Origin of the sequence: Streptomyces zhaozhouensis (assembly GCF_900230195.1) — a bacterium.
Classification (GTDB): Bacteria; Actinomycetota; Actinomycetes; order Streptomycetales; family Streptomycetaceae; genus Streptomyces; species Streptomyces zhaozhouensis.
The window spans coordinates 129,610-151,318 of sequence record NZ_OCNE01000010.1 but is presented as its reverse complement, the minus strand read 5'-3'; the positions used below and the strand labels follow the sequence as shown (position 1 = coordinate 151,318).

The 21,709-nt window shown below is 74.6% G+C and carries 20 protein-coding genes; 10 read left to right on the top strand and 10 right to left on the bottom strand.

The features are described from left to right. The first annotated feature begins 4 nt into the window (after nt 1-4). Both CRP51_RS15890 and CRP51_RS15885 read left to right on the top strand, forming a co-directional pair. Complete coding sequence (locus CRP51_RS15890; protein ID WP_097231857.1) at nt 5-1,267, top strand: nucleotide sugar dehydrogenase; 1,263 nt, start codon at nt 5-7, stop codon at nt 1,265-1,267. Between the two features lie 167 nt (nt 1,268-1,434). Next, a complete protein-coding gene (locus CRP51_RS15885) occupies nt 1,435-1,962 on the top strand; it encodes an EF-hand domain-containing protein (RefSeq protein WP_097231856.1) in 528 nt (175 codons plus the stop codon). A gap of 34 nt (nt 1,963-1,996) precedes the next feature. On the opposite strand, the gene CRP51_RS15880 is transcribed toward CRP51_RS15885, so the two are convergent. Beyond that, entirely contained in the window at nt 1,997-2,614 is a 618-nt protein-coding gene (locus CRP51_RS15880; protein WP_097231855.1) for a TetR/AcrR family transcriptional regulator, read from the bottom strand. A gap of 113 nt (nt 2,615-2,727) precedes the next feature. Here CRP51_RS15880 and CRP51_RS15875 point away from each other — a divergent pair, with 113 nt between their 5' ends. After that, nucleotides 2,728-4,143 (top strand): amidase, encoded by a 1,416-nt coding sequence (locus CRP51_RS15875; protein WP_097231854.1) that lies wholly within the window; start codon nt 2,728-2,730, stop codon nt 4,141-4,143. 82 nt (nt 4,144-4,225) lie between these two features. On the opposite strand, the gene CRP51_RS15870 is transcribed toward CRP51_RS15875, so the two are convergent. Genes CRP51_RS15870 through CRP51_RS15845 form a run of 6 tightly spaced genes read right to left on the bottom strand, consistent with a single transcriptional unit; the run spans nt 4,226 to nt 9,869 of the window. Next, complete coding sequence (locus tag CRP51_RS15870; RefSeq protein WP_097231853.1) at nt 4,226-4,630, bottom strand: DUF6917 domain-containing protein; 405 nt, start codon at nt 4,628-4,630, stop codon at nt 4,226-4,228. Next, on the bottom strand, nt 4,627-5,571 hold the full coding sequence (locus CRP51_RS15865) for a Gfo/Idh/MocA family protein (RefSeq protein ID WP_097231852.1): 945 nt from the start codon (nt 5,569-5,571) through the stop codon (nt 4,627-4,629). The genes CRP51_RS15870 and CRP51_RS15865 overlap by 4 nt, the downstream gene beginning before the upstream one ends. Next, complete coding sequence (locus CRP51_RS15860) at nt 5,568-6,677, bottom strand: Ldh family oxidoreductase (RefSeq protein WP_212615919.1); 1,110 nt, start codon at nt 6,675-6,677, stop codon at nt 5,568-5,570. Before CRP51_RS15860 ends, CRP51_RS15865 begins: the two co-directional genes overlap by 4 nt. Then, nucleotides 6,674-7,996: a M20/M25/M40 family metallo-hydrolase gene (locus tag CRP51_RS15855; RefSeq protein ID WP_097231851.1), complete on the bottom strand. Its 1,323-nt coding sequence runs from the start codon at nt 7,994-7,996 to the stop codon at nt 6,674-6,676. Before CRP51_RS15855 ends, CRP51_RS15860 begins: the two co-directional genes overlap by 4 nt. Next, complete coding sequence (locus CRP51_RS15850) at nt 7,993-8,880, bottom strand: sugar phosphate isomerase/epimerase family protein (protein ID WP_097231850.1); 888 nt, start codon at nt 8,878-8,880, stop codon at nt 7,993-7,995. Before CRP51_RS15850 ends, CRP51_RS15855 begins: the two co-directional genes overlap by 4 nt. Further along, the gene (locus CRP51_RS15845; protein ID WP_097231849.1) at nt 8,877-9,869 is read right to left on the bottom strand and encodes a Gfo/Idh/MocA family oxidoreductase; all 993 of its coding nucleotides are present in this window, start codon (nt 9,867-9,869) and stop codon (nt 8,877-8,879) included. The genes CRP51_RS15850 and CRP51_RS15845 overlap by 4 nt, the downstream gene beginning before the upstream one ends. A gap of 375 nt (nt 9,870-10,244) precedes the next feature. Between CRP51_RS15845 and CRP51_RS15840 the strand changes: the two genes are divergently transcribed. The 6 genes from CRP51_RS15840 to CRP51_RS15815 are packed head-to-tail and all read left to right on the top strand — an operon-like array spanning nt 10,245 to nt 17,358. Next, entirely contained in the window at nt 10,245-11,432 is a 1,188-nt protein-coding gene (locus CRP51_RS15840; RefSeq protein WP_245880612.1) for a DegT/DnrJ/EryC1/StrS family aminotransferase, read from the top strand. Continuing rightward, on the top strand, nt 11,429-12,607 hold the full coding sequence (locus tag CRP51_RS15835) for a DegT/DnrJ/EryC1/StrS family aminotransferase (RefSeq protein ID WP_097231847.1): 1,179 nt from the start codon (nt 11,429-11,431) through the stop codon (nt 12,605-12,607). Before CRP51_RS15840 ends, CRP51_RS15835 begins: the two co-directional genes overlap by 4 nt. After that, complete coding sequence (locus tag CRP51_RS15830) at nt 12,604-13,590, top strand: UbiA family prenyltransferase (RefSeq protein ID WP_097231846.1); 987 nt, start codon at nt 12,604-12,606, stop codon at nt 13,588-13,590. Before CRP51_RS15835 ends, CRP51_RS15830 begins: the two co-directional genes overlap by 4 nt. Beyond that, nucleotides 13,587-14,957, top strand: a complete 1,371-nt coding sequence (locus tag CRP51_RS15825) for a protoporphyrinogen/coproporphyrinogen oxidase (protein WP_097231845.1) — start codon at nt 13,587-13,589, stop codon at nt 14,955-14,957. The genes CRP51_RS15830 and CRP51_RS15825 overlap by 4 nt, the downstream gene beginning before the upstream one ends. Before the next feature lie 11 nt (nt 14,958-14,968). Then, the gene (locus tag CRP51_RS15820; RefSeq protein WP_245880611.1) at nt 14,969-16,558 is read left to right on the top strand and encodes a class I adenylate-forming enzyme family protein; all 1,590 of its coding nucleotides are present in this window, start codon (nt 14,969-14,971) and stop codon (nt 16,556-16,558) included. Beyond that, nucleotides 16,558-17,358 (top strand): class I SAM-dependent methyltransferase, encoded by an 801-nt coding sequence (locus tag CRP51_RS15815; RefSeq protein WP_097231925.1) that lies wholly within the window; start codon nt 16,558-16,560, stop codon nt 17,356-17,358. Before CRP51_RS15820 ends, CRP51_RS15815 begins: the two co-directional genes overlap by 1 nt. A gap of 205 nt (nt 17,359-17,563) precedes the next feature. On the opposite strand, the gene CRP51_RS15810 is transcribed toward CRP51_RS15815, so the two are convergent. Then, on the bottom strand, nt 17,564-18,223 hold the full coding sequence (locus CRP51_RS15810) for a TetR/AcrR family transcriptional regulator (RefSeq protein ID WP_097231843.1): 660 nt from the start codon (nt 18,221-18,223) through the stop codon (nt 17,564-17,566). 96 nt (nt 18,224-18,319) lie between these two features. Between CRP51_RS15810 and CRP51_RS15805 the strand changes: the two genes are divergently transcribed. Beyond that, nucleotides 18,320-19,438 carry a serine hydrolase domain-containing protein gene (locus tag CRP51_RS15805; RefSeq protein ID WP_245880610.1) on the top strand — a complete coding sequence of 373 codons (1,119 nt, stop codon included), beginning with the start codon at nt 18,320-18,322 and terminating at the stop codon, nt 19,436-19,438. 33 nt (nt 19,439-19,471) lie between these two features. On the opposite strand, the gene CRP51_RS15800 is transcribed toward CRP51_RS15805, so the two are convergent. Both CRP51_RS15800 and gdhA read right to left on the bottom strand, forming a co-directional pair. Beyond that, entirely contained in the window at nt 19,472-19,987 is a 516-nt protein-coding gene (locus tag CRP51_RS15800; protein ID WP_097231841.1) for a DinB family protein, read from the bottom strand. Nucleotides 19,988-20,074: 87 nt separating this feature from the next. Continuing rightward, on the bottom strand, nt 20,075-21,418 hold the full coding sequence (gene gdhA, locus CRP51_RS15795) for an NADP-specific glutamate dehydrogenase (protein WP_097231840.1): 1,344 nt from the start codon (nt 21,416-21,418) through the stop codon (nt 20,075-20,077). Between the last annotated feature and the right edge of the window lie 291 nt (nt 21,419-21,709).

Here is a 21,709-nt window from a genome sequence, read left to right as displayed (position 1 = left end):
GCCGGTGAGCGACACGGTCCTGGCGGTGGTGGGCCTGGGGTACGTGGGACTGCCGCTGGCGGCGCGGGCCTGCGAGGCGGGCCTGGCCGTGGTGGGCTTCGACGTGGCGCCCCAGGTCGTGGAGGGGCTCAACGCGGGCCGCTCGCACGTGGGCGACATCCCCGACGCGACCGTGGCCGCGATGCGGGCGAACGGCTTCGCCGCCGTTGACGACGCGGCGGCGCTGGCCGGCTGCGACACGGTGGTGATCTGCGTGCCGACGGGCCTGGACGCGGCGGGCCTCCCCGACCTCTCGGCCCTGCGGGCGGCCGGCCACACGGTCGGCCGCCACCTCGGGGCCGGCACGCTGGTGGTGCTGGAGTCGACCAGCCATCCGGGCACCACCGACACGCTGTTGCGCGAGATTCTGGAGAAGGAAAGCGGTCTGCGGGCCGGCGAGGATTTCCATCTCGCCTACTCCCCGGAACGCATCGATCCGGGAAACACGCAATTCGGCCTGCGGAACACCCCCAAAATCGTGAGCGGATACACGCCGCTCTGCCTGAAACACGCCACGGCCTTCTATCACCGGCTCGTCGACCGTCTGGTGCTTTCCGCCGGCACCCGCGAGGCGGAAATGGCGAAACTTCTGGAGAACACCCACCGATACGTGAACATCGCTTTGGTGAACGAGGTGGCACGTTACTGTGAACGAGCCGGTATCGACGTGTGGGACGTGTTGCACTGCGCCGGCACCAAGCCCTTCGGCTACACCGCGTTCCAGCCGGGACCAGGCGTCGGCGGTCACTGCGTGCCGGTCGACCCCCGCTACCTGGACACCCACGCGACCGAACAGGGCTTCACCTTCGAACTGTTGGCGGCGGCCCGCCGGGTCATATCCGCGATGCCGACGCGCGTCGTGGAGCGCGCCGCCGTGGTGCTGCGGCGCGAGGGCCGGGAGTTGGCCGGCAGCCGGGTCCTGCTGCTGGGTGTCTCCTACAAGCCCGACGTCGCCGACGTCCGGGAGTCCCCGGCCTTCCCCGTCGCCGCGCTGCTGCGCTCGGCCGGCGCCGAGGTCGCCTACCACGACCCGCTGGTGGTCGAGTTCACCGCCGACGGCGTCCCGGTGCGGCGGGAGACCGAGCTGTCCGCCGCGCTCGGGCGGGCCGACCTCGCGATCCTGCTCCAGGACCACTCCTGCTACCCGGCACGCCAACTCGCCCAGGCCCCCTGCGCGTTGCTCGACACCCGCGGCAAGACCGCCGGGGCACGCGTGACGCTGCTGTAGCGCCGGGCCCTCCCCCTCGCCGCACGGGATCAGAACCGTCCGGCGACGCCAAGCTGGCGCCGGCCCGCCCGTCCGGGCGCCGCCGGTCGCCGGGCGGCACGGGAACGCCCGTGCCGCTCCGCTCGCGAGAGCACTCTCCACATCCGCAACCGACAAGGAGATCCCCCATGCCCAACCCCGTGATCGACGCCCGCCTGAGCAAGCGCTTCGACAAGTGGGACTTCGACCGCAACGGCGTCCTGGAGCGCGAGGACTTCGAGCAGGAGGCCGCGCGGATCGCGCGTTCCTTCGGGAAGTCCGCCACCTCCACGGAGGCCGGCGCGCTCCGGGACGCCTTCCTCGGGCTCTTCGACTACCTGTCGGCGCAGAGCGGTGGCAACCCCACCGTCTCCCGCGACGAGTTCCTGCGGTCCGCCGGTGACCTGGTGTACACCCAGGGCGAGGCGGCCTTCAACAGGGCGCTCGGCCCGGTGGTCTCCGGGCTTGTCGGCCTGGCCGACAAGAACAACGACAGGCTGATCAACGGCGACGAGTTCGCCGCCTGGCTGACCGCCCTCGGCCTGGACGCGACCTCCGCCAAGGAGGCCTTCCAGCAGGTCGACACCGACGGCAACGGCCAGTTGACCGAGGAGGAGCTGCTGGCGGCCGTCCGTCAGTACCACTTCGGCCAGCTGGACGTCGAGCTGCTCGGCTGAGCGAGCCGCCCTCGCGCGACGGCCGGGCCGGCGGTCACCCCGTCGGCCCGGCCCTCTTCCCCGCCTCGGGGCGGGTCGCCTCGGCCAGCAGCCGCGCCCTGTCGACGAGCAGCCGCCGCGCCTCGTCCCGCCCCAGCTGCCCGAGCAGCACCTGCACGGTGAGCCCGTCCGCCAACGCCAGCAGCGCCCGCGCCTCGGCCGCCGCGTCCACGGACGCCCCGGACCCCGCCGCGACCTCGGCGACCAGCCGGGTCAGCAGCGACGCCACCTCGGGATGCCCGTCGCGCAACGTCATCGCCAGCGACGGCGTCACCGCCGCGCGGGCCACGAACGCCAGCCACACCTGCGCCTCGGCCCGTTGCCCCTCGCCCAGCAGCGCCACGTCGAGCAGCACCCGTTCCAGCGCGCCAGGCGACGGCTCGGCCGCGGCGGCGCGCGCCCGCTCCACGAAGCGTGCGCTCACCCTGGCCAGGGCGAGCGCCAGCATCTCGTCCTTGTCCCGGAAGCCGCGCTGCACCGCGCCCATCGACAGGCCCGCCTCGCGCGCCACGTCGCGCAGGGTCACCCCCTCGATGCCGTGCCGGTCGGCGAGCCGGTGGACGGCGTCGACGACCCGTTCCCTGCGCTCCGCGTAGTCCACCTGCTTCGGCATCCGCGCCCTCCCTGACTCCCTGGTCCGATCCGCGCGGGAAGTTTATTCGATGCGCGCGCATCACATCTCGCGCTACCATCCGATACAACCGCATCGGAACGAGGAACGCGCACATGGACAACACTCTCTGGCAGCGCACGGCCGACGAGCTGGGAGCCGCCGTCGGCAGCGGCGAGCTGAGCGCCGTCGAGGTCGTCGAGAGTCATCTGGCCCGGATCGCCGAGGTCAACCCGCAGGTCAACGCCGTGACCCAGGCGATGGCCGAGACCGCCCGCGCCGAGGCCGCCGCCCTGGACGCCCGCCGCGACGCGGGCGAACGCCTCGGCCCGCTCGCCGGGGTCCCGTTCACCGTGAAGGAGAACATCGACGTCGCCGGCGTGCCCACCACCCACGGCATCGCGCGCTTCCGCGCGTTCACGGCGCGGCGGGACGCCCCGCCGGTGGCCCGGCTGCGGGCGGCGGGCGCGGTGCCGGTGGGCCACAGCAACATGCCGGATCTGGCGCTCGGCGGCGTGCACTCGCGCAGCGAGCTGTTCGGCGACACGCGCAACCCCTGGGACGCGAGCCGCACCCCTGGCGGTTCGAGCGGCGGGGACGGGGCGGCGGTGGCCAGCGGGATGGCACCCCTGGGGCTGGGCAACGACTCGGGCGGCTCGGTGCGGCTGCCCGCCGCGTTCTGCGGGGTCGCCGGGCTCAAGCCCAGCGCCGGCCGCTTCCCCTCCGACCACCGCATGGGGCCGGACGACCCCTCACTGGCCTCCCAACTCATCCCGGTGGACGGCCCGTTGGCCCGCACGGTGGGTGATCTGCGGCTGGCGTTCGAGGCGTTGGCCGGCACCGACCCGGTCGATCCGCGCGCCGTCCCGGTGCCGCCGGACGGTCCGGCGCCCCGGGCGCCGTGGCGGGTCGCGGTGGTGCGCGACCCGGGCGGGCAGGGCGTCCACCCGGCCGTCGAGACGGCGGTGTCGGCGGCGGCCGACGCGCTCTCGGACGCCGGCCACGCGGTGGAGGAGATCGACGACGTCCCGCGCCTGGCCGAGACGCTGGAGGTGTACGGCCGGCTGATCATGACCGAGTTCTCGCTGGCCTGGCCGCACATCGGCCCGGTGGTCCCCGAGAACAGCCGCGCCTACATCGAGATGTCGATGGAACGCGCGAAGCCGGCCGACCTCGCCGAGTATCTGCGGCTGACCGGCGTGTGGTTGGGACTCCGGCGCTCCTGGGCGGAGCTGATGTCCCGTCACGAACTCGTGCTGGGACCGGTCTTCACCGAGCCGCCGATCGAGCCGGGGTTGGAGTCCACGGGACCCGAGGGGTTCGAACGGGTCACCCGCGCGATGCGGCTGTGCTCGGCGACGTCGCTGGTCGGCCTGCCGGCCGTGTCGGTGCCAGGCGCGGTGGTCGACGGGCTACCCCAGGGCGTGCAGCTGATCGGCCCGATGTACCGCGAGGACCTGTGCCTGACGGCGGCGGAGGCGGTCGAACGCCGGACGGGCGTCCTGACCCCGATCAGCCCTGCCGGGGGCTGAGCCGGTCCGCGCTGGCCGGGTGGCGGGCCGCACACGACACGAAACCGCACCGGCCAGACGGGGAGTCGCACCCCGTCAATCCTCAGGGCGTGAAGGTCACGGCGGACTCCGGGGTCAGGGCGAGGTCGTCGCCGGTGACCAGGCGCGGGGCCAGGACCAGGATGTTGTAGTGGTTGGGGAAGTGGCAGGCGTCGAAGCCCAGCACCGTCCCGACCCGCCGCCCCGCGATGTGCAGGACGTCGCCCCGGTCGAGGACCCCGGCCGCCTCGATCTCGGCGAAGCCGAGAAAGCCGACGCGGTCGATCCTGGCGCCCGGCGTCTCGTCGGGCTGGTCGGTGACGACCAGTTCGTGCACCTCGCCCCGGCGGACGCAGCGACTGGCGAACGGCTCCAGCCGCATCCCCCGTTCGGTCCTGGCGTGCAGCAGCACCTTCACCAGCACCCCGGTGACCCGCCGCTTGGCGCCGTTCTCCCGGACCGCGTTCACCGCACGCCCTCGGCGACCGCGCGGGAGGCGTACGCGTCGGCGACCAGCTCCAGGGCGCGCAGCCCGTCCGCGTGGGCGGGCCGGCCCTCGGCCACGATGCCGGCGAAGTCGGCCAGCAGATGGCGGTACTCGTGCCACAGCGAGGACTTGAAGCCGGCGTAGCCGGCGAGCAGGTCGGCGCGCAGCTCGGTCCCGTCCACCAGGCGGACCGTGACGTCCTTGGTCTCGCCCGGGTGGGACCAGTCAAGCTCCACCCGGGCCGAGGCGCCGGAGGCGGCGGACAGCCGCACCGTCGCCCGCCGGTCGACGCCGGCCGCGTCGCGTTCCACCTGGGCCTCCACCACCCTGACATCGCCGAGGAGTTGGCGGACCAGGTCGAACGCGTTGGGGCCGTTGTCGGCGACACAGCCGCCTCCGCAGCGGGCGGGGTCGAGGTACCAGGTGTCGTCGCCGATGTGCTCCTCGATCCGCTCCAGATAGCGCACGGTCACCGAGTCCACCGGCACGTCGGCGGGCAACCGCCGCACCAGGGCGGCCAGTTGGTCGTTGTAGCGGCGGTGGAACGCGGTGTGCAGCGGCACCTCGGCGGAGCGGGCCAGTGCCGCCAGTTCGCGGCCGGACGCGACGTCCAGCGCCAGCGGCTTCTCGACCAGCACCGGGACGCCGGCGCGCAGCGCGTCGGCGGCGATCGCGGCGTGCAGGTGGTTGGGCGCGGCCACGACCAGGGCGTCCGGCCGGGCCTCGGCGAGCAGCGCCCCGTGGTCGGCGTGGTGCGCGACGCCGGCGGGCAGGTGGTCGGCGACGCCGAGCGGCGCGTCGGGACGGGGATCGCAGACGCCCACCAGCTCCCAGTCGGGGCTGTCGGCGACGGCGGCCAGGTAGTAGCGGGAGATGACGCCGAGCCCGGCGAGGCCGAGGCGGCGTGGCGTGGCATGGGTCATCGGTGGGCCTCCAGGACGGGCAACTCAAGGCCCAGTTCGGTCAGTTCACTGTGGAGCGCGGCGGGCAGCGGCACGCCGTGGGCGCGGCGTTCCGCGGCACGTTCGGCCTCCCACCAGCCGGGGTAGCGCACCGGTTCCTCGCCCAGCGGCGGGCAGTCCCGGACGGTGGCGAAGACGGAGCGGCTGGCGTCGGCGAAGGCCCCGGGGACGGCGCGCAGCATGTCGGGGTCGATCGCCAGCAGCAGCAGGCCGATGTCGTCGTCCGTGCCGTGCGGGCGGCCGTCGCCGGCGAGCGCCTCGGGGACCGGGCCGACGGCCGCGCCGGGCAGCAGCGCGGCGAGCAGTTCGACGGCGAGGCCGAGGCCGAAGCCCTTGTGGGCGCCGTTCTCCGGGGTGCCGCCGAGCCAGCGCAGCCGGGCGTCGCCCCGGTCGAAGGCGGCCGGGTCGGTGACGGTCGCGCCGTCGGCGTTCTCCAGCCAACCGGCGGGCACCTCCCGCCCGTTGGCGGCGGCGACCCGCACCCGGCCGGTGGGCACCACCGTGGTCGACATGTCCAGCACGAAGGGACGTTCCGGCAGCGCGGGGGCGGCGACGCTCAGCGGGTTGGTGCCCAGCAGCGCGGGCCGGCCGCCGGGGGGTCCCGCGATCCGCTGGCCGCCGCAGTTGCTGGCGACGACGCCGACGAGGCCGGCGCGCGCGGCGCGCGCGGCGTGGAAGCCGGCGCAGCCCAGATGGGTGGCGCCGCGCACCGAGACAAGGCCCACGCCGTGGCGGCGGGCGCGGGCCACGGCCAGGTCCATGGACTCGGCGGCGGCCCACAGCCCGAGGGCCCGCCGGTGGTCCAGCAGCAGGCAGGCGCCGAGGTCGTTGGCGATCCGCGGCTCGGCGTCCGGTCGGGCCCGGCCGGAGGCGAGCAGCGGGTGGTAGAGGCGCGCCAGGTTGAACACGCCGTGGGAGTCCATCCCGGTGAGGTCGCCGTGGACCAGCGCCTCGGCGGCGAGCAGCGCGCGCTCCTCGGGCACGCCGTGGCCGGCGAGGAAGGCGCCGACGGCCGAGTGGAGTCGGGAGTGTGCAACGGTGACGGTGGGGCCGGCTATCGCGGTCAACGGCGGCTCTCCTCGGGGGTCGGGGTCGCCGCCGCGCGGTCCCGCGCGAAGGCGACCAGGGTGTGGGCGATGGTCTCGGCGAAGTCGTCCAGGTCGGCGACGTCGACGAACTCCCCCGCCGCGTGGGCGTGGTTGGCGTCGAGCGAGCCGGGGCCGAGTACCGCGGTGAAGGTGTCGGGGTGGTCGGCGAGCCAGAGGGCGTCGCAGGTGAACGGGGGTTCCTCCGCCGGCCAGGGGCGCGCGCCGGCGCGGGCGAGCAGTTCCTCGGCCCAGGGGTCGGCGCTCTCCAGGGTCGGCAGCCCCCGTTTGTCCCAGTCGAGCCGGGTGATCGCGGCGGCGTCCCGCGCGGTGCGGGCGAACTCGGCCGTGCCGGCGAAGCGTCGGCGGAACGCGGCGAGCCCGGCGGTCAGCGCGTCGGCGAGGGCGCGCTCCAGGGCGGCGCCCTCGGCGGCGCGCCGGTAGGGGAGGTTGAGCAGCAGGGTGCCGCCGCCGTGGACCCGGTTGTGGAGGTGGCCGGTGTGCAGCCCGGCGACGCAGGGCGCGGACGCGGCCGGGCGGCGTCCCGAGTCCAGCGCGTGGGCGAGGTGTTGGGCGAGGAAGCCGAGCAGCACGGTGGCGTTGTGGCCGGCGCCTGGCCGGTCGTCGACGGCGTCCTCGCCGCGCACGGTGATCCGGGCGGTGGCGGCGGCGCTGACCCGGGTGAGCAGCCGGCCGCCGGTCGGCTCGCAGAAGAGGTTGATCCGCCCGACGTGCCCGGCGGCGACGAGGGGACGGGTGCCGATCGTGCCCAGGGCGCCGCCCTCCTCGCCGGCCACGGCCTGGACCAGCACCGCGGTGGAGCGGCCGACGGCCGGCTCCCGCGCCATGGCCGCCCGCACCCCGGCCAGCAGGGCGACGGCCGGCCCTTTCGCGTCCACGGCGCCCCGGCCGGTGAAGCGGGCGCCGTCGAAGCCGACGGGCTCCCGGCCCGCCACGGTGTCCAGGTGGACGTTGCACATCACGGTGGCGGCGCGCGGCAGTGGGGGCCCCAACCGCAGCAGCAGGCTGGGCTGTCCGGCGAGGAACGCGGGGTCGGCGAGCCCGGCGGCGACCGGCGCGGGCAGCGGCCCGGAGCGCACGGCCGCCGGCTCGGGCGGGGCGTGGCTGAGGACGGTCAGGCCCAGCGCCTGCGCGGCCCGCGCGTAGCGGCGGCCGGCGGCCCACAGCTCGGCCGGCGGGTCGCCTTCGCCGGCCTCCAGCGGGCCGGCGGTCGGCAGCCGCAACAGGTCGAGCAGCAGGGCGTGTTCGTCGGGCGTGAGGGCGGCCTCGGTGGCGTTCAACGGACGGCCCCGAGGGTGGGCGGGGTGAGGCCGGCCAGCAGCTCGGCCAGCGCGTGGCCGGCGGCGACGAACGGGGCAGAGCCGGCGGTGCGGCGGGCGCCGCTGTGCGGCTGGTGCGCCAGATGGGGTTCGAGGGAGAGCGGGCCGTGGTAGCCGCCGGCCCACAACAGGGCGAGCATCTCCCGGAGTCGGGCCTCGCCGTGTCCCGGAAGGGTGTAGTGGACCTGGCCGCCGGCCTGGCGCGCGTCCTTCACCTGCACGTGGCGGACCCAGGGCAACAGCCGTCCCAGCATGGCGAGTCCGTCGTAGCCGTGGGGTACGCCGTTGCCGGTGTCGAAGACCACGGCGAGCGCGGGGCTGTCGATCTCCTCCAGCAGCCAGGCGAGTCGTTCGGCGCTGGTGCCGGCCCAGCCTGAGCAGTTCTCCAACAGCAGTGTGAGACCGAGTCGTTCGGCGCGTTCGGCGAGCCGGGTGAGTCGTTCCAGGACCAGCGCGCGCCAGCGGTCGGCCGCCAGCCCGCCGCCGGGGTAGGTCATCACCCGGACCCAGCGGCAGCGCAGCACGTCGGCGCGGCGGGCGAGGGCGTCGAGGGTGGCCAGGTCGGCGGAGAGCGGGTCGGTGACATGGCTGGCCCAGTTGCCCAGGGCGGAGTCCAGGCAGACGACGGCCAGGTCGGACTCGTGGAGCCGGGCGGCGAGGTCGGCGCAGGCGCGGGCGGGGAGTTCGGCGACGCCGACGCCGTCGACCGACCTGATCTCGATGGCGTGCCAGCCGAGTTGGCGGAGCGCGGCGCACTGTCCCGGGGCGTCGGGCGCCGCCTCGTCGCCGATGCCGGCCAGCGGGGCGCCCCAGGGGGTGCTGCCCGGGCAGGGCTCGGACGTCATGGAAGGGCCTCCAGGGAGGGGGAGCCGGTGGGGATGGCGGCGCGTGCCTTCGCCTCGCACAGCAGGCGCACCACGGCGTGGTGCACGGGATAGGTGACCCGGCGGCCGGTGGCGAAGTGCCGGTAGGTGTCGCGCAGGAAAGCGGCCAGCGCGTCGTCGCGGAAGATCGCCGGCTCGCGGCCGGTCACGGTCAGCCGGGCGTGGTCGTCCCGTTCGCTGATCGGGTAGTGGCCGACGGCCTCGCCGTCGGCGAACCGCAGCCGGACACTGCGGCGTTGGATGGGAGCGGTCAGGTCGGAGCGCAACTCACTGGTCACTCCGTTGTCGTGACGCAGCGTCAGCCAGGCGCCGCCCATCAGGGGGCGGCTCGCGGTCTCGGTCCGCAGGTCCTGGCAGCCGGCTCGGGTGACGGTGGCGGGGCCGGCCAACCGGAGCGCCACGCCCAGGGCGTGCGGTATCTCCACGTCGAACGCGCTGGGGTGCCCGTCGTCGCTCTGGCCGCGCAGCAGGCGCGGCTTGTCCTGGTGGAAGCTGACGGAACGCAGTGGTCCCCACTCCCCCGCGGCGACCAACGCGGCCAGCTCGTGGGTGAGTCGGGCGGAGAGCCAGTGCGAGACGACCTCGATGTGCAGGTCGTGGCGGCGACGCAGCGCGTCGAGCCGGTCGAGCTGGGCGCGGTCGGCGGCGAGCGGCTTCTCCACGAGCACCCGGGTGAAGCCGAGGGCGGCCAGCTCGCCGAGGACCGCGACCCGGCGGGAGGGCGGCGTGCACAGGTGCACCACGGTGGCCGCCGGGTCGCTGATGCTGGCGGCGTGCTCGGGCGAGTCGACCCGGAGCACCCCGTCGAGCCGGGCGCCGGCCTCGGGACGCGGGTCCAGGGCCAGGGGTGGCCCGGCGAACCAGGCGTCGCCCGCGGCGCCGGCGCGCAGCAGTGACGCCGCGTGCAGTCCGGCGCCCGAGCGGCCTAGCCCGACGACAAAGGGCCGCACATTTCCTCCTGAGGGTGCGGAAGAACGCGAAGAACGGGACGGTGAGGGGGACAGGGAATACGCGCGTTCGAATCGCTTCGGGTCGCGTGGAATCAGCCCGAGACTTTTTCGAACGAGGCTTCGACACAGTTCTCGACGGCGCTTTCGGCGGGACGTGGGCGACCCACCGGGGAATGCACCGGGGTGACTTTCACAGCAGCTTCGGCGGGGTGTCAAGTAATGCCAACAGCTGATACCTCAAAGGGTGAATCAGACCGGAGGCGACACGGGAGGGGCCGTGCGAGCTATACGTTGGGGCGGCCCCGGCGGGTCCGAGCGCCCCGCGCCGCACGCCCGGGTCCCCCCGTACCTCCTCTCATCCCGGGTTGGCTTGTCTTGGTTTCGAGGAATTCCCCGCACGCGATAGCCGAAGAGGTCGCCTTCTTCTCGCAGGCCGCCACCTTCGACCGGCTCTGGCCCGCGATAACGGACCGCCTGAACGAGGTCTTCGACGACGGCAAGTTCTCGCACGGCGCACAGGTCGCCGCGCTCGAAAAGGAGTTGGCCGACTACACGGGCGCCCGCTTCGCGCTCGGGGTGAACAGCGGGACCGACGCGCTGGTGCTGCTGCTGCGGGCGTGCGGGCTGCGGCCCGGCGACGGGGTGCTGGTGCCGGCGTACTCCTTCGTCGCCACCGCCTCCTCCGTGGTGCTGGCCGGCGGACACCCCCAGTTCGTGGACATCGACCCGGTCGGCTACGCCATGGACCCGGACGCGCTGCGGGCCGCGGTCACGGCGGAGAGCCGCTTCGTGATGCCCACCCATCTCTTCCACCGGCAGGCCGACATGGCGGCGCTCGGCGGGATCGCCCGGGAGCACGGGCTGACCGTGGTGGAGGACAGCGCCGAGGCGATCGGGATGCGACAGTCCGGCACGCACGCCGGGCTGCACGGGCGCGGCGGCGTGCTGTCGTTCTTCCCCAGCAAGACCCTGGGCGCCATCGGCGACGCCGGTGCCGTCCTCACCGACGACCCGGAACTGGCCGAGACCGTCGGCGCGCTGCGCCACCACGGGCGGCTCGGTCGCACCCTGGCGCACTTCCCGGGCATCGCGCACGAGACAGCGCTGCCCGGGATCAACAGCAAGATGGACGACATCCAGGCGGCGGTGCTGCGCGCCAAGCTGCCGGAGCTGGACGCGGCGATCGCCCGCCGCGCGGAGCTGGCCGCCGCCTACGGCGCGCGGCTGCGCGGCCTGCCCGGCGTGCGCCGGCTGCCCGAGCCGCATCCCCAAGGGCCGGGCGAGCGCGGGGTGTTCTACGTCTATCTCGTCGAGGTGGAGGAGCGCGACGCCCTCGCGGCCCATCTCGCCGCGCGTGGAATCGGCACCGAGACCTACTACCCCAGGCCGCTGCACCGGCAGCCCTGCTTCGCCGAACTCGCGGCGGGCCAGGGCACGTTCCCCGTCGCCGAGCGGGCCAGCCGGCACGCCCTGGCGCTCCCGCTCTACCCGGACCTCACGCTCGACCAGCTGCACCGGGTCTGCGACGCCGTCGCCGACTTCCCCTTCGGGGGTGGCCGATGAGCGGGAACGCCGTGCCGTTCTTCTCGCCGCGCCTCTTCGAGGAGGAGCGCGACCGCATCCTGGGGCTGGTCCACGAGGTCGGCACCGCGCCGGAGCAGCGATTCCTCCTCGGCGCGCACACCCGCGCCCTGGAGGACGCCCTCTCCCGCGAGCTGTCCGACGCCCACGTGGTGGCCTGCGGCAGCGGCACGAGCGCGCTGGTCATGGCACTGGCCGCGCTCGGCGTCGGCCGGGGCGACGAGGTGGTGGTGCCGGCGCTGGGCTGCGCCCCGCTGGCCGCGGCCCCGGTCGCGCTGGGCGCCGTCCCGGTCTTCGCGGACGTCGACCCGGTCACCCTGACCATGGACCCCGAGGACGCCGAGCGCCGCGTCACCCCGCGCACCCGTGCGGTGGTGCCCGCCCATCTGTTCTCGACGATGGCCGACATGCCGCGCCTGCGCGAGTTGACGGCCCGTCACGGAGTGCGGTTGCTGGAGGACTCGGCGGTCGCCCAGGGCGCGGTGCTCGACGGGGTGCCCGCCGGGCTGTGGGGCGACGTCGGCCTCTACTCCTTCGTCCAGGTGAAGACGTTCGGGATGCCGGGCGAGGGCGGCGTCGTGGTGACCCGGGACGCCGAACTCGCGGCGCGCGTGAGGCTGTCGCGCAACCACGGCCAGGCCGAGGGCGAACGCTTCCGGCACCGCGTGGTCGGCCACAACAGCCGCTTCGACGAGGTACAGGCCCGCGTGCAGCTCGCCCGACTCCCCGGCCTGGCCGCGCGGTTGGCGCGGCGGGCCCAACTCGTCGACCGCTACGACGCGTTGCTCGCTCCGCTCGCCGAGCGCGGCGTCCGCACCCCGCCGCCGGGCCGCGACGGCCGGTTCGGCTACGTGTACACGGTGCTCGCCGACGACCGCGAGGGGCTGGCCCGCGCGCTGCGCGAGGACGGGGTGGGCTGCCACGTGTACTACCCGCGCCCGCTGCCCCGGCACGCCGCGTTCCGTCCGTTCGCGCCCGAGGGGGCGCGTTGGCCGCGGGCGGAGTCGGCCGCCGACCGGATGCTCTCGCTCCCGCTCTACCCGGGCCTGACCGACGCCGCGTTGGGCCGGGTCGCCGACGCCGTGCGGCGCTTCGCCGAACGGCCGGCCACCGTCGCCCCCACCGTTTCCACCACCCCGGAGTCCACCCACCGATGACACAGTCCCTGACCGGCACGACCTCCCCGGCGCAGCCGACCCCCGCGCGGCCGACCGAGAGCCGGCTGCGTGCCTTCGCCCGGCTCGGAAAGCTGGACGTCTACGACTACTACCCGAGCATCGCCGTCGCCCTCTCGGCCGTGCTGCTGCCCTGGGGCGACCTCCCGGCCGGCGCGCTGGCGGCGCTCGCGCTCTTCCTGGTCGGCGAGGTGTGCGTGGTCATGGCGATGGTCGCGCTCGACGACATCACCGGCTACCACGATGGCAGCGACGCGGCCAACTACGGCCCCGACCACCCGCTGCGCAACATCCTGCGCAAGCCGCTGGTGGCCGGCACGCTGACGCTCCGCCAGGCGCACCTGTTCGCCTGGGGCAGCGCCGCGGCCGGCGCCGCGCTGTGGGGGGCGGCGGCGCTGGCCGCGCCGCACCGGCCCGTGTGGGCGCTGGGGCTGACCGTGGCGCTGCTCGTGGTCTCGCTCCAGTACTCCTACGGGCTGAAGATCAGCTACCACGGCTTCCAGGAGGTCTTCCTCTGCGGCCTCGGCGCGGGTCTCGTGGTCGCGCCGCACGCGCTGGTCACCGGCTCGTTCTCGGGGTTCCTGCTGGTCCAGGGGGTGCTCTTCGGCGCGGGCCCGCTGCTCTTCGGGGTCTACTCCAACACCAACGACATCGCGGGGGACCGCGCCGTCGGCCGGCGCACCGTGGCGGCGCTGGCCTCGCCCCGGGGCAACGCGCGGTTCGTACTGGCCCTGTCCGTGGGCGAGTTCGCGGTCGCGGCCGGGGCCTCGCTCACGGGGATCGCGCCCTGGTGGTTCGTGCTGGCGATGCTGCCGGTGACCGCGGTGCGGGCGCGGCAGTACCGCACCGGGTTCGTCCTCGGGGACATCATGCGCGCCCGCCGGATGGGCTTCGCGGCCCACCGGCTCGCGACCGCGCTGCTGATCGTCGTCAACCTGGCGCTGGGCGCCGGGGTGCCGGCATGAGCGCGGCGGGCTCCGGCGCGGAGCTCGACGTGGCCGTCGTCGGTGCCGGCATCGCCGGGCTGAGCGTGGCGGCCGAGCTGCGCAGGGCCGGCCGTTCGGTGCGGGTCTTCGAGTCGCTGGACCGGGTCGGCGGCAGGATGCGGACGCTGCGCCGCGCCGGCTTCACCGTGGACGAGGGCGCGGAGCAGATCTCCTCGCGCGGGTACCGGGCGACCTGGCAGCTGGTGCGGCGGCTCGGGCTGCGCCCGCCCGACGTGCCGATGATCGGCCGGGCGGTCGGGGTCTGGCGCGAGGGGCGCGCCCACCCGGGCGTGGGCTCGCCGCTGGCGCCGCTGACCGGCGCCGGGCTCTCCCCGCGGGCGCGCCTGGACCTGGCGCGGTTCCTGGCGTGGGCGGCCCGGCACAGCCGGGAGCTGGACCCGGACCGCCCCGAGCACGGGCCGCTGGGCGCGTCGACCCTGACCGAGTTCGCCCGGCGCTACCATCCGGAGCTGCACTCCCATCTCTTCCAGCCGTTGACCGGCGCGTTCTTCGGCTGGGACCCGGACAGGTCCTGCGCGGCGCCCGCCGTGGGGCTGCTGCGGGAGGTGGGGCCGGTCTCCGCGTGGCGCACCTACCGGGGCGGCATGGACCTGCTGGCCCGCCGGCTGGCCGCCGGGCTCGACGTGACGACCGGGACGCCGGTGCGCCGGGTGACCGTCGACGGGGAGCGCGCCCGCCTGGAGGTCGGCGAACGGACCTGGACGGCGCGGGCCGTGGTGCTGGCGGTGCCGGCACCGGTGGCGGCGCGGCTGCACGCCAACCCCCGCGCCGAGGAACGGGCGTTCCTCCAGGCGTGCACCTTCTCCCCCATGCTGAAGGTGAGTTGTGCGCTCAGCCGCCCCCTGACGCCGCGCGGCGGCCGTTCGCTCTACGCGTTGCTCACCCCGCGCGTCGAGGAGGAGACGCTGGCCGGCCTGGTGCTCGACCACGCCAAGCACCCGGGGCGGGTGCCGCCGGGCCGGGGACTGGTCAGCCTGATCGCCAGCCCGCGCCAACTGCCGGCGCTGCTGGAGGCGCCGCGGCAGGAGGTCGTGGAGCGGCTGACCGAGGCGGGCGAACGGTTTCTCCCGGGGCTGCGCGCGGCCCGCACCGACGCGTGGGTGCACGCCTTCCCGCACGGGCTGCCGGAGGCGACGCCGACGGCGTTGCGGCGGCGCGGGGCCTTCCACCAGCGGCCGCCGGGGCCGGTCGAGTACGCCGGGGACTGGGTGCTGCTGCGCCCGGCGAGCGAGGGCGCGGTGCGCTCGGCGGCGCTGGCCGCCGCCCGGGTGCTGGCGCGGCTCGGCGACACCGCGCCGCCCCCCGTCCCTTTTCACCAGAGCTGAGGAGTTCACCGTTGCGACCCGACGACATGGGGACGCTCTTCGACGAGTGCGCCAGCAGGGGCGGGGCCACCCTGGTCCACCTCGACCGGCCGTTCGACCTGCCGGGGGCCGGCGCCGTCACCCATGACCTGGCCCAACTGGCGGTGCTGGTCGAGGAGACGGCCGGCTGGCTGGCCGCCGCCGGGCTGCGTCCCGGCGACCGACTGGTCATCGTCAAGGACAACCACTGGGACTACGACCTGCTGGCCTGCGCCGCGATCCGGCTGGGCGCGGTGCCCGCCCAGCTCTCCGCGCACCTGGACACTGGTCAACTGATCCCCTTGCTGGTCAGGTTGACGCCCAGGCTGCTGGTCACCACCGCGGCGCTGCTCGAGCGGCACCGGGCCGCGGGCGAGGACCCCGCCCGGCACGCGGGGCGCACCGTGGTGCTGGACACGCCGGCCGAGGGCGCCGTCGCCGTGGACGAGGTGCGCGGCGCCCGGGCTCCCGGGCCGCGCCGCAGGGACGCCGACGCCATGCTGGTCATCAACCACACCTCGGGAACCACCGGGGTGCCGAAGCTGGTCGGCCACTCCACCAGGACGATCATCCACAAGCTGGCCAGGTTCGAGTCGTTCCGCTACCCGAGGATCGGGGTGCGGCGCGACGACACGGTGGTCAACGCCAGCTCCTACGCGCACGGCCGCACCTTCTGCTGGACGGCCAGCGTGCTCTGTCTCGCGCCGCGCGAGATCGCCGTGGTCACCTCGCGCTCCCCCCACGCGACCGACCTCTTCCTGCGGGACCACCCGCCGACGGTCTTCGAGGCGCTGCCGGACGTCTTCAACCGGCTGCGGCCCCTTACCGGCCGGCTCGACCACCCGTTCCGGCGGACGCGGCTCTTCGTCTCCACCTATGACGCCGTCCACCCGCCGACGCTGCGCGCGTTCCTCGGCGGGACCGAGCGGCGGGACGCGGTGTGGATGCAGGGCTGGGGCCAGACCGAGACCGGGCCGCTCACCTTCCGCTTCCACACCCGCCGTTCGCTGCGCGGCGGCCGGGCCACCGACGCGCGCGACCTCGGCCACCCCGTGCCGTTCAAGACCCGGCTGCGGGTCGTGGACCCCGGCACCATGGCGCCGCTGCCCGCCGGGCGGCCCGGACTGCTGCTGGCCCGCACCGGCGCCAGGTCGCCCGGCTACGTCGGCGAGGAGGAACGCTGGCAGGCCAAGGAGCGCGACGGCTGGTGGAACACCGGTGACATCGGGGTCCGCGACCGCCTCGGCGCGGTGCGGCTGCTGGACCGGGAGGTGGACCACGCGCCGGGGCTGAGCTGCCTGGCGCTGGAGGACGTCCTGGAGGACCGGCTGCCCTGGCTGCTGGAGTGCGTGGTGCTCACCCCTCCGGGCCGCGACCCGCTGCCCGTGCTGGTGACGGCCGACGGCGGCTACGACGCGGAGGCGTTCAAGCGGGCGACCGTCGACCTGCCGCCGCTGGCCGAGCCGGTCGCGCGCGCCGACGCGACGATCCCGCGCACCGGGACCGGCAAGGTGCGCCGGCACGCGCTGCTGGAGCAGCTGACCGGCAGTCCGGAGGCCGCCGGCACCGGGCGGTGGACCTGATGGCCTCGACGCACGCGCCGGGCTACGCCTTCCCGCAGGACCCGGAGCGGGTCGGCCACCAGATGCGCTGGGTGGCCGCCGCCTGCGACGGGATGTCGCTGCCCCGGCTGGCCGCGACCGGGGTCGCCCGGGGCTGGCGCTGTCTGGAGATCGGCACGGGCGGCGGCTCGCTGGCCCGCTGGCTGGCGGAACGGGTCGCGCCGGAGGGCGAGGTGATCGCCACCGATCTGCGGCCCCCGGCGGAGCCGCCCCCGCCCGGGCTGCGGTATCTGACCCACGACGTGGTCCACGACCCGCTGCCGGAGGGCGGGTTCGACCTGATCGTCTCCCGGCTGGTGCTCCAGCACCTGCCGGAGCGGGAGAAGGTGCTGGCCCGGCTCGCCGGGGCGCTGGTGCCCGGCGGCTGGCTCCAGATCGACGAGTACGACATCTCGTCGGAGGCACCGCTGCTGCTCCCCGACCCGGAGGCGGAGCGGCTCTACCGGCGCTTCCTGACCGCCAAGGGAGAGGCGCTGCGCGCCGCCGGCGCCGACCCGTGCTGGGGCCGGGAGGTGGCGGCGGCGATGCGGGCGGTCGGGCTGGTCGAGATCGACCCGCGCCCGCACGTCGAGCTGCGCACCCCCGAGACGGCGAGCCTGCGGCTCCAGGTCCACCACACCTACCATCTGCGGGACCGGCTGGTGGCCGCCGGGATGACGGAGGCGGAGGTCACGGCGGTGCGGGAGCTGATGTGCGATCCGTCGTTCCGGGCCTGCTCCAGCCTCTTCTACTCGGTGCAGGGACGCCGTGCCGAGGGGTGAGCGGGCCGGACGGTTGACCAGTTGACCTGTCAGCCGTGCGCCCGGCGGACCGGCCGACCAGTTGCCGGTCGACCAGTTGCCGATTGACCAGTTGCCGGTTGACCAGTGGTGGGCAGCCCGCTGCCGTTGACCGGGCGTCAGTTGACCAGTGGTGGGCGGCCCACTGGTCAACTGACAGGCTGCCCGGCGCCTCGGGAGGCGGACCCTAGCTCGGGCGCGCCGCGGCCTCGATCTCGGCGAGCTGGGCGGCGAGGATGTCCTCGAACGCGGCCCCGCGGTCCGCCCCGAGGGGGCGGATGTCGCGGGCGAAGTGGGCCAGCGCCGGGAAGCGTTCGGGGTCCGCGCCGAGCACCGCGACGCGGAACAGCTCCATCCCCTGCGCGTGTTCGTCCCCGGTGATGGTGCTGACGCCGGCCTCTGAGGCGATCAACGAGGCGATGAGGACCGCGAGCCGGTGGTAGCGCACCGGGATCTGCTCGTCGGGCAGTCCGGACGCGCGCAGCGCGCTCAGCACCTCCTCCATGACCAGCCGGGAACCGGCGCCGCCCGAGGCGTGGCGGCCCCAGACCGCGGCGAGCTGCGGCTGCCGGCCGAACGCGTCCCGCAGGCGCAGGGCCAGCGCGGTGATGCGCCGCTTCCAGTCGCCCTCGGCGCGGTAGCCGTCCATGGAGGCCAGGAGCACCCGGTCGGCGACCGCGCGCAGCAGCTCCGTCCTGCTGCGGAAGTGGCGGTAGAGGCTGGAGGAGTCGGTCCCGAGGGTCGCGGCGAGCTTGCGCACGCTGAACGACTCCGCGTCGCTCGTGCGCAGCAACTCCGCCGCCGCGTCCAGGATCTCCTCGCTCGACCAACGCCTGCGACCTGCCATCTCGCCCCTTTCGTCGACCCCAGTCTACCCATTGCACTTGGTGTTGCACGCGGTGCGTGCATAATGAGGGCACAGGAAGACGAGAGGACGCGTGACGTGACCAAGCCCCTGGATCCGGCGGCACTGGACGCCGCCATCGAGAACGTCCACCGCGCCGGGATGCCCGGCCTCTTCGCCGAGGTGCGGGACGGCGCACAGGTCTGGCGCGGCGCCGCCGGAGTCGCCGACGTCGCCACCGGCCGCCCCGTGACCGCGGACCTGCGCCACCGGGTCGGCAGCGTCACCAAGACCTTCACCGCCGCGGCCGTCCTGCGGCAGGTCGAGGGCGGCCGAATCGGTCTCGACGCCCCGATCGGCCGGTACTTGCCGAAGTTGGTGCCCGGAGCGCGCGGGGAGGCGATCACGGTCCGGATGCTGATCGGCCACACCAGCGGCCTCGCCGAGTTCCTCCCCTACGCCTACCCCTCGCTCAAGGGGATGCCCGTCGTCGCGGACACCGGGCCCCAGAGCCTGGAGGACCACCGGTTCACCCGGTTCGACCCCCTCGAACTGATCGAGAGGGGAGTCACCGCGCCCCCCGTCGGGACGCCGGGCGGCGCCCCCGGGGTGTACTCCAACACCAACTACCTGCTCCTCGCCCAACTCCTGGAAGAGGTGACCGGCACCGCGGCCGAGCTCCACATCACCCGCGACGTCATCGAGCCCGCCGGGCTGCGGGACACCGCGTTCCCCGTCGGACCGCACATCGAAGGACCGCACTCGCGGCTCTACGAGGCGTGGTTCGGCATGATCGACCCGCCGGCCGACTACAGCGTCTGCGACATGTCCTACGCGGGTCCCGCGGCCTCCCTGATATCGACCGTCGCCGACCTCAACCGCTTCTACCGGCTGCTACTGGCCGGGGAGATCGTCAGCCCGTCGTCGCTGGCGCAGATGCGGCGCGTCGGCCCGGTCGTCTCCCAGGACGGCAGGACGATCGACTACGGCCTCGGCCTGCACCCGATGGAAGGCCACGGCCAGGGCGCCTTCTGGGGTCATGGCGGAACGGTCTGGGGCGGCGGGACGCTGGCCATGATCCGTGCCGACGGCGAACGGCAGATGGCCGTCGCGGTGAACCTCCAGCGGTGGAACGCACTCGACTCCTCCGGAAGGCCTCGGCCCCATCCCCTCGACGACGCGCTCGCGGCCCTCTACCGCGTGGCGTTGTACGGCTGACCGGGCCGGCGGCCGCGCCGGGGCGCTGTCGGCTCACCAGTAGCCGACGCGCCCGTCGACCAGTTCGCGGACGGCGTCCAGGTGGCCCGCGTGGCGGGCGGTCTCCTCCAGCATGTGCAGCAGCATCCAGCGCAGCGTGGCCGGGGAGCTGGACACGTCGGGGTGGCGGCCGGTCTCGTCCAGGGAGTGCTCGGCCACGATGGCGTTCGAGACCGCGCACTGCGCGCGGTACTCCTCCACCAGCCGCTCCAGCGGCACGCCTTCGGCCCGCATGTCCGCGTCCTCCGGCTCGTCGACGAACTGCGGGTTCCCCTCGGTCGAGCCGCCGAGGAAGATCACCTCGAACCAGGTGTGCTCCACCCAGCGCAGATGGGACAGCACCCCGGCGACGGTCAGCAGCGGGGAGGCGGGCAGCACCGGCCGGCGGGCCTGCTCGTCGGTCAGTCCCTCCGCCTTCCAGCGGACGATGTCCCGCTGGAGGTCGAGCCAGCCGAGCAGTTGGGTGCGTTCGTCCGCGACGTAGGGCGGACGGCTACGGGGTGAGGTCATGCGCGGGGACGCTAGCGGGAAGCGGGCCGCGGCGCACCGGCTTTTCGCCCGTGCGCGGCGGCCCGGTCCCGGGGACGGGTCCCGCCGTCAGATCAGCCCGAGCGCGAGCATCGCGTCGGCGACCTTGGTGTAGGCGGCGATGTTCGCGCCGGCCACGTAGTTGCCCGGCATCCCGTACTCCTCCGCGGTCCGCGCGCAGCTGGCGTGAATGCCGCGCATGATGTCCTGGAGCCGCTGCTCGGAGTACTCGAAGCTCCAGGAGTCGCGGGAGGCGTTCTGCTGCATCTCCAGCGCCGAGGTGGCGACGCCGCCCGCGTTGGCCGCCTTGCCGGGGCCGTAGGCGAGGTGCGCGTCCTGGAAGATCTTGATGCCCTCGGGGGTGGTGGGCATGTTGGCGCCCTCGCCGACCGCGACGCAGCCGTTCTCCACCAGGGCGGTGGCCTCCTTGCCGGTGATCTCGTTCTGGGTGGCGCACGGCATCGCGACGTCGCAGGGCACCTCCCAGACGCTCCGGTCCGGCACGTAGCGCGCGTCCGGCACGGCCTCCGCGTAGGCGGTCAGCCGCTCCCTGCGGACCTCCTTGACCTCCTTCAGGAGCGCGACGTCGATGCCCTTGGGGTCGTAGACGTAGCCCCCGGAGTCCGAGCAGGCGACGACCCGGGCGCCGAGCTGGTGCGCCTTCTCGGTGGCGTAGATCGCGACGTTGCCCGAGCCGGAGACGGCGACGGTCTTGCCGTCCAGCGAGTCGCCCCTGGCCAGCAGCATCTCCTGGACGAAGAAGACGCAGCCGTAGCCGGTCGCCTCGGAACGCACCTGGGCGCCGCCGTAGGTGAGGCCCTTGCCGGTGAGCACGCCGGACTCGTAGCGGTTGGTGATCCGCTTGTACTGTCCGAAGAGATAGCCGATCTCCCGGCCGCCGACGCCCACGTCACCCGCCGGCACGTCGGTGTACTCGCCGAGGTGGCGGTGGAGTTCGGTCATGAAGCTCTGACAGAACCGCATCACCTCGCGGTCCGAGCGTCCCTTGGGGTCGAAGTCGGCGCCGCCCTTGCCGCCGCCGATGGGCAGCCCGGTGAGCGCGTTCTTGAAGATCTGCTCGAAGCCGAGGAACTTGACGGTGCCCAGCCGGACGGAGGGGTGGAAGCGCAAACCGCCCTTGTAGGGGCCGAGAGTGCTGTTGAACTCGACGCGGAAGCCCCGGTTGATGTGGATCTCGCCCCGGTCGTCCTCCCACGGCACCCGGAAGATGATCTGCCGCTCGGGCTCGCAGAGCCGGGCGACGATCTTGGCGTCGGTGTAGCGGGGGTGCTTGCCGAGGACCGGGCCGATGCTCTCCAGGACCTCGCGCACCGCCTGATGGAACTCGTCCTCCCCGGGGTTGCGGGCGAGCACCTCGGCGTAGACGGCCTCCGACTTCTCGTGCAACGGCATGACGAACCCACTCCTGTCCTGGCAATCACGTGAACCGCCGCGCGGGACGGCCGGAAGCGGCCGGGCGGCCCTGGGCGTGTCACGGTGCGCCTTACGGTGCCTGCCAGGCGCCGTTGCCTGGACGAGCTCACAACATCGGCCACTGTATACAGCCAGGTGGAAGCCGAGAAGGGGCGCCGCACGCGGCACGTTCCCCCGTGTCGGAGGGACGCTCGGCTCGACGGCGCCCGCCCCCCGGGGAGGCCCGACGCGGCCGGAACGCGACGCCCCGCCCGGCCGGGTGCGGCGGGG

What these genes read in the sequence shown, in the direction of transcription:
- CRP51_RS15835 (WP_097231847.1), top strand. Translation starts at nt 11,429, where the DNA reads ATGAGCGGGAACGCCGTGCCGTTCTTCTCGCCGCGCCTCTTCGAGGAG.
- CRP51_RS15815 (WP_097231925.1), top strand. Translation starts at nt 16,558, where the DNA reads ATGGCCTCGACGCACGCGCCGGGCTACGCCTTCCCGCAGGACCCGGAG.
- CRP51_RS15810 (WP_097231843.1), bottom strand. Translation starts at nt 18,223, where the DNA reads ATGGCAGGTCGCAGGCGTTGGTCGAGCGAGGAGATCCTGGACGCGGCG.
- gdhA (WP_097231840.1), bottom strand. Translation starts at nt 21,418, where the DNA reads ATGCCGTTGCACGAGAAGTCGGAGGCCGTCTACGCCGAGGTGCTCGCC.
- CRP51_RS15885 (WP_097231856.1), top strand. Translation starts at nt 1,435, where the DNA reads ATGCCCAACCCCGTGATCGACGCCCGCCTGAGCAAGCGCTTCGACAAG.
- CRP51_RS15800 (WP_097231841.1), bottom strand. Translation starts at nt 19,987, where the DNA reads ATGACCTCACCCCGTAGCCGTCCGCCCTACGTCGCGGACGAACGCACC.
- CRP51_RS15825 (WP_097231845.1), top strand. Translation starts at nt 13,587, where the DNA reads ATGAGCGCGGCGGGCTCCGGCGCGGAGCTCGACGTGGCCGTCGTCGGT.
- CRP51_RS15865 (WP_097231852.1), bottom strand. Translation starts at nt 5,571, where the DNA reads ATGACCCATGCCACGCCACGCCGCCTCGGCCTCGCCGGGCTCGGCGTC.
- CRP51_RS15850 (WP_097231850.1), bottom strand. Translation starts at nt 8,880, where the DNA reads ATGACGTCCGAGCCCTGCCCGGGCAGCACCCCCTGGGGCGCCCCGCTG.
- CRP51_RS15830 (WP_097231846.1), top strand. Translation starts at nt 12,604, where the DNA reads ATGACACAGTCCCTGACCGGCACGACCTCCCCGGCGCAGCCGACCCCC.
- CRP51_RS15880 (WP_097231855.1), bottom strand. Translation starts at nt 2,614, where the DNA reads ATGCCGAAGCAGGTGGACTACGCGGAGCGCAGGGAACGGGTCGTCGAC.
- CRP51_RS15875 (WP_097231854.1), top strand. Translation starts at nt 2,728, where the DNA reads ATGGACAACACTCTCTGGCAGCGCACGGCCGACGAGCTGGGAGCCGCC.